The organism is Methyloglobulus sp., from assembly GCF_046714055.1.
Taxonomy (GTDB): domain Bacteria; phylum Pseudomonadota; class Gammaproteobacteria; order Methylococcales; family Methylomonadaceae; genus Methyloglobulus.
The window spans coordinates 1-5,877 of the sequence record NZ_JBKKBJ010000234.1; the positions used below are offsets into that span (position 1 = coordinate 1).

At 46.9% G+C, this 5,877-nt stretch carries 4 protein-coding genes and 2 pseudogenes; 4 read left to right on the plus strand and 2 right to left on the minus strand.

Annotated features, from left to right (window positions below; all coding sequences use genetic code 11):
- The 4 genes and pseudogenes from ACLQ6D_RS14055 to ACLQ6D_RS14070 all read left to right on the plus strand — a co-directional run.
- Nucleotides 1-465, plus strand: a pseudogene (locus ACLQ6D_RS14055) (hypothetical protein); the annotation flags it as partial.
- 124 nt (nt 466-589) lie between these two features.
- Nucleotides 590-899, plus strand: a pseudogene (locus ACLQ6D_RS14060) (integration host factor subunit beta).
- Between the two features lie 150 nt (nt 900-1,049).
- Nucleotides 1,050-1,949, plus strand: coding sequence for a hypothetical protein (locus ACLQ6D_RS14065; RefSeq protein ID WP_411727943.1), 900 nt, complete (start codon nt 1,050-1,052; stop codon nt 1,947-1,949).
- A 350-nt stretch (nt 1,950-2,299) separates the two neighbouring features.
- Nucleotides 2,300-2,791: a helix-turn-helix transcriptional regulator gene (locus ACLQ6D_RS14070; RefSeq protein ID WP_411727944.1), complete on the plus strand. Its 492-nt coding sequence runs from the start codon at nt 2,300-2,302 to the stop codon at nt 2,789-2,791.
- A gap of 460 nt (nt 2,792-3,251) precedes the next feature.
- On the opposite strand, the gene ACLQ6D_RS14075 is transcribed toward ACLQ6D_RS14070, so the two are convergent.
- A complete protein-coding gene (locus ACLQ6D_RS14075) occupies nt 3,252-4,787 on the minus strand; it encodes a hypothetical protein (RefSeq protein ID WP_411727945.1) in 1,536 nt (511 codons plus the stop codon).
- A 134-nt stretch (nt 4,788-4,921) separates the two neighbouring features.
- Nucleotides 4,922-5,551, minus strand: a complete 630-nt coding sequence (locus ACLQ6D_RS14080; protein WP_411727946.1) for a class I SAM-dependent methyltransferase — start codon at nt 5,549-5,551, stop codon at nt 4,922-4,924.
- Between the last annotated feature and the right edge of the window lie 326 nt (nt 5,552-5,877).

The window sequence follows — 5,877 nt, forward strand, 5'->3', positions numbered from 1 at the left end:
CATTGGTTACGCAATGACTCGACGCGATGTCGGAATGCTTTGCATTTTCACTACGCAAAAAAACGCTTCGTGAAAACGCCCAGCCCTATCGCTTCTGGGGACTACTCGACTCCTGTCTCGCAGCGGAAGAAAAATCCCAAGCCGAAGGTGGCTCCAAGCACACCGACAGCCAAGGTCATGAAAGTCAAGTTATGGATGCAGGTAGAAAACAACAGCAAGTTCGTCCGTGGCAAAAGTAAATCACGGGATGAGATTGAGCGTGATGTCCTGGGCCGGTTCGACATGGAGAAACCGGACAAGGATGGCTGGGAATACACCCTTTCGATCCCGTACGCCACCGACGAGGAACTCGACCGTATTATCTATGATGAGATAATTGGGGAAGCGAACCGCATCGCAGATATGAGGAATGGGTTTGTCGAGGCAGACCTCGTTTCCTTGGACAATCCAGAACGAAGCTGGTGATGGCTAATATAATATAAGCCGAAACAACATCCTGATTTAAAATGGTTAAAAAATTCCGAGGGTTTGGGCTTGGAAACCTTGCTAAAATAAACCTTCCATTCTTAAGGGTAAAGGAGCAGAAAAAGTGGTCAAATCAGAACTGGTGCGCGCACTCAATGAAAAATTACCTGGCCTCCAGGAAAGGGGAGTGGAGTTGGCGCTGGACAGCATTTTTGGACAGATGGCAGAAGCATTAGTGCAGGGCGACCGAATTGAGATCAGGGGCTTTGGTAGTTTTGATTGTCAGTATCGGGCCACCCCGTATTGCCCGTAACCCTAAAACAGGTGAAGCCGTTAATTTGCCTGCCAAAGTGAACACCCACTTTAAGCCGGGCAAGGAAATGAGGGGCCGGGTGAATGCCTCGCGTGGCCAATTCAAGCTCAACCCCCCGTAATTCACTATTGCCCAACTGCACACGAATCCTTGCGGCCACCCTTAATATAAGGAATACCCCTTTATTGCTTGCACACGAGAGATTAACGCCCAATGAAATTTTCATTGCCACCCGGGATAACCTCCCATAAGCACATGCTGGCAGGTGGGTATGCCTACACTTTTCGCCATAAGGAACTCGGCGAGCTTGGCAGGATCGATCGTCTTGCAAGAAACCCCGTCTGACCCTATGACGGATGAACGGTTAAGGATCTTCCGTCCCTTGGGCGAGCAGATCACACACATTCTCGAATCGGCGTTAGGCGCAGGCCAACACACAAGACCGGATACCCAGCCATTTATCCCTAAACCATTCCTGCCACAGGAAGAAATAATCGAAAGCCGTTTGATCCCCTGCGAACGCTGCGGTGCATTAGCGGCGCAGTTGATATTTGCCGAAAGCACTGGCGATTTTGGTGAACTGGAAGACTGCGCGCACAAAATGTTTGTGCAATACCGAGACCACAACGTGCCGACCTGGGTCATCGGCGAATTTTTGGGCATTCCGGGTTTTGACACGCCTGCACGGATATTAAAGGTCTGGCCTAGCCGTAAGCCAATCCAGCAAATGACGGCCAATGCTTTTAATGCGGAACTGGACAAGCTGTTAGAACGGCACTGTAGGCCCTTGCCCGATTACTTGTCGCACGTTTTCAAACCGAAACCCCAGAAGGAATTCGAGAAGCCTCGCTCCCCTGGCCATTGCTTACGGATGCTGAACGAAAACATGCGGACTGACATCCTCAAGGACGTACATCAGGGCATCCATCAGCAAATGGAAAAAAAGAGCAAAAAATCGCTGTTGGTCATGCTGATCAAAAACATAGAGGATGTACTCGCTTTATTTGGCAGCCTTAACCTCCCTGTTGAGCGCAACCCATTCAATGCTGACCGGCACTATCAATTTGATCCTGGGCCAGATTACAAGCACGATATTAAGTTGCTTAAATTCCAGCTTAAAGAATTAAAGAAAATCCTGAAAGACATCCGCAGTTTTAAAGGTTCTGGTTGAGACCTAGACCACAAAATGCCCTGAACTAATGATTGTCAATTGACAATCGCCCATAACCAGTCTACTATCTTGAAAACATTACAGGATCAATAATGCCCCATCACAATAAAGAGATCGCGGCAGCACTGGAATATGCGTCGAGCAAGGGATGGCGAATCGTAGAAGGCGGGTCTCATGCTTGGGGTCAAATGTATTGTCCATACAGCGATAAATAATGCAGGTGCGGTGAATTTTGCAGGGCGAGCATCTGGAGTATGCCAAAAAACCCGCAAAACCACGCCAAGCAAATTCGACGAATTGTCGATAACTGCATTATGCAAAAGAACACAGATACCGATGAGGAATAAGTGATGGCTGAATATGATTTCTCCTTGAAATTTGATATTGCTTCCCTTGAATGCGAACCAGAAACCCTGCTAGACCAACTTTACGAGGCTGGGTGTGATGATGCAATCATTGGTATTGGGCAGCTTGGGCGAATCGCCATGAATTTCACTAGGGATGCCAAGTCAGCATCAGAGGCCGTCTCAAGCGCACTAAGTGACGTTAAAAAAGCACTCCCTCAAGCGAGGCTAATCGAAGCCACACCCGATTTTGTTGGTTTGACCGACATTGCAGATATTCTGGGGTGCAGCCGCCAAAACATCAGAAATCTTTATATAAAATATCGGTCGTCCTTTCCATCACCTATCCATGAGGGCAGCACAACAATTTGGCATCTCGCTAAAGTGCTTTCTTGGTTCAAGGACAAAGAGAGCTACAAGGTGGAAGACAGCTTGCTTGAAATTTCGGTGACCAACATGAAAATTAACCTTGATCGGCAAATCGGAGAAGCGGTCTAAGGTCTATCAAAGGGCTGTTGGCTGATCGGGAGTTTATTGGCGATAAATGGATGGGTTAGCTAATCAAGCTGTAGATTCCTCTTTATCAGGATTCGCAACCACAGATACAGCACGAAATAATAAATACCAGGGTAAAACCGCCACTCATTCTGATACAGCCGATGCCTAAAATTCTTTGAAGCAGCCGCTGGAACTAATCTAATTTATTGTTTATGAATGGCTTTTATCGACCCTTCTCGGACAATCGGGATGATGCAATCTTGCCCAGAGAAAAGGTCTATTTGAATTAAACAGTTCTGATTTTCTGTCCCCGTCTTTGGCTTTTGGCTCATCACGTATCCCTAATTGATCTTGAATGCGTTGGTTAAATCGATCTCTGCCAAACATCCAAGTCTTATTGGTCTGGCTCCGCTCCACCAGCGAACTCCTTTTCGGAATCTAATTTCACGGGATAGAATAGCTAATAATCTGGCCTCGCCGTTTTGAAACGGGCAGACGCCCCCAAGAGACCAACCACGAAGAAAGCCGTGCCGACAAGGGTGAAACGCAGGTTGGGCTCCTCGATGGTCATGTCGTCGGTAGCGTAAAGCATGATAATGACGGCAATCAATCCCCACCCAAGAAAACGCAGCACAGCGGCCATAATCAGTTTACCTAGCGCTTCCGTTTCGCTCACTGGCGTATCCATTCGATAAGCTACAAAACCGCACATCAGCGCCGGTAGAATTCCCCAGCGCATATGTTGGATGAAGCTGTCCAGAAAATTGAAATATTCTCTACGGTAGTGAGTTAATTCGAGAACAAGCAAGGAAGACATGGTACTGACAATGAACCCCACTATCATCATTGCCATATAGAACCCATAGTTTAGATCGGATTGTTCCCTTTGGCGCCTGAAAGCGAGCGTCCGTAAAATAAAGACGAGCGTTATCGGCAGGACATACATTGGAATGGCGTAGGCAATCCACCGGAGCGTACTGAAATTAAAATGCGGGAGCGGTTTATCGGGAAACAGGAAAGCATTGTGTAGCGACACCGAAATCTCTCGACCCAACATGACCCCGATAGCGGTGGCGGCCGTGAAAATCAAGACATATTTATAGGTATGTTTCAGGCGGGCTTCATGCACCTTGCCACCGAGCTGCTTCACAGATGCCCATATCTCATTCTCGCTGGCACTCCCGAATACGACCAGAGAGGCAAGTAAGCGACAGAGCAGACCGGTGAGGTGATCCAGTTCCTTTATCAAGTTTACCGTCTTGGTATAGTGAGGTTCCGCTTCTTTCCAGACAATTACTTTTTCCGACATCGCATTGTAGGAGATACAGATTTCCCCCCATTTCAGCGATGGTTCGTTGAATAAACGACGAAAGGATGTTTGGTTGGTGTAGTTCTGTATCTGATCAAAAAGAAGGCAGTTATGCGCCCATTTATACTCGACCGTGGCGCTGGATTTGTCGAAATCACCCGGGTCGATGCTCGGCACCAACAAACGATCCGCTATTTGTTCTTTTAATGTATCGTCGATCGCCGACAATCTGGATGTAATTAAAGCATTGTAGACTTCTACCGCCTTGCTCGGAATTGCGAAAGCGTCATGGATGCTGTCTCTCAAAATAAGTAAGGGATTAAACTTGCTTTCCCAGGCGATAAAAAAAATAAACAGCCCAGCGGCAATCAAAGGTATGATCGTGTTTCCGTCCAAGCCATTCATAAGATCCACCAATTCCCAAGAACGGAGATTCTTCACGATGAGTGCCACAAGCGGTTCCAAAGGCAGCCATCGCCAAGTAAGTAACCCGTAAAGTGCTGCCATTAACATGCAATACGATGCGATCCCTATCAAATAGGTGCTTTTGCGGATAAAGTACTGGGGCAACGTCGGTTCAGCGCCTAACTGAATTCGGCGTTTTTGGAAAGACCGATAGGCGAGGAAGAATGCAATCCCGATTCCTATGAACTGTACAGCAAAGTTAATCAAGGGTTCGACAGTCATCGTGCGGTTGATCCTACGTATTTCATAAGATTTCCAGTTTAGGAAAAAATGTTAAGTGCCACCTAATTTTAAACGCTTATTAAATAATACCGGTCATTTTTTAAGCCAGTTCTTCAATGGCTATTATAGCCAAATCAAATAATCGGCTTATTTGCCACAATCGCTAACCAAAGTTGTTCATGTTCGGGTTTACCAGATGGCCGGTAATAATAATCGATCACTTCAAAACCTGCCTCTTCTAGGAAAAGATTGCTTGCTTCAAATTGCATGTAATGCCCGTATCTTTGACCTGACCAGCCTTCGCCATTACCGCGAGGGTTGGATAAAAATAAAATGCCGCCTGGCCTTAACGCTGTGTATAGGTCATAAAGGACTCGTGGCAGTTCCTGGCTGGGAACATGAAAAAGGGAGGCGTTGGCAAAGATACCATCGAAAGCGTTTGCTGATATTTCCAGGCTAAGAAACTTTTGATGGAGAATCTGGCAGCCCGAGTATTGGCGAGCCATACGGCAAAATACCTCACTGCCATCTAGGCCAACTGGCCTGTGGCCCAATGACTGAAAATATTTAACGTCCCTTCCTGGCCCACAACCAAGGTCTAAAATATCCAGGATTTTATACTTTGGAAACGGCGCTAAAAATGCCGCATAGTTTTGAGCCACGTCGTGGTCTTTTGTGCCATGCCAATAGGCTTCGGCATTCTGGTTGTAATGGCCTAGAGTGATCGTTTCGATCTCATCCAATTTTTCACTTTTTCGTCCCATAATCCGTATCTGCCTCCCTAAAATTAAGGTCAAACGGTTCTGTTGCCCGATAAATGTTTCTACCCTATCCGTATAAATTACCTTGAACCGGAATTATTTGTCTGATTACTTGTAATCAGGCCTTGGTAAAAAGCAAGTTTTAGATTGAGTTGGTGATCGATTTCGACCCCATATAGCCTTTCCGTCCTGTTTTCAGTGACACTAAGCAAGCTGGTGGGTGTCTGCCAGTGAGAACGGGGCATGCACCTGCGGACTACGGATAAACCGGCCCCAACATTCGATGTCCACCGCTTTGGTTTCGGGCCCACAGGTGCGCTTGGGGTCAC

What these genes read in the sequence shown, in the direction of transcription:
- ACLQ6D_RS14070 (WP_411727944.1), top strand. Translation starts at nt 2,300, where the DNA reads ATGGCTGAATATGATTTCTCCTTGAAATTTGATATTGCTTCCCTTGAA.
- ACLQ6D_RS14065 (WP_411727943.1), top strand. Translation starts at nt 1,050, where the DNA reads ATGCCTACACTTTTCGCCATAAGGAACTCGGCGAGCTTGGCAGGATCG.
- ACLQ6D_RS14075 (WP_411727945.1), bottom strand. Translation starts at nt 4,787, where the DNA reads ATGACTGTCGAACCCTTGATTAACTTTGCTGTACAGTTCATAGGAATC.
- ACLQ6D_RS14080 (WP_411727946.1), bottom strand. Translation starts at nt 5,551, where the DNA reads ATGGGACGAAAAAGTGAAAAATTGGATGAGATCGAAACGATCACTCTA.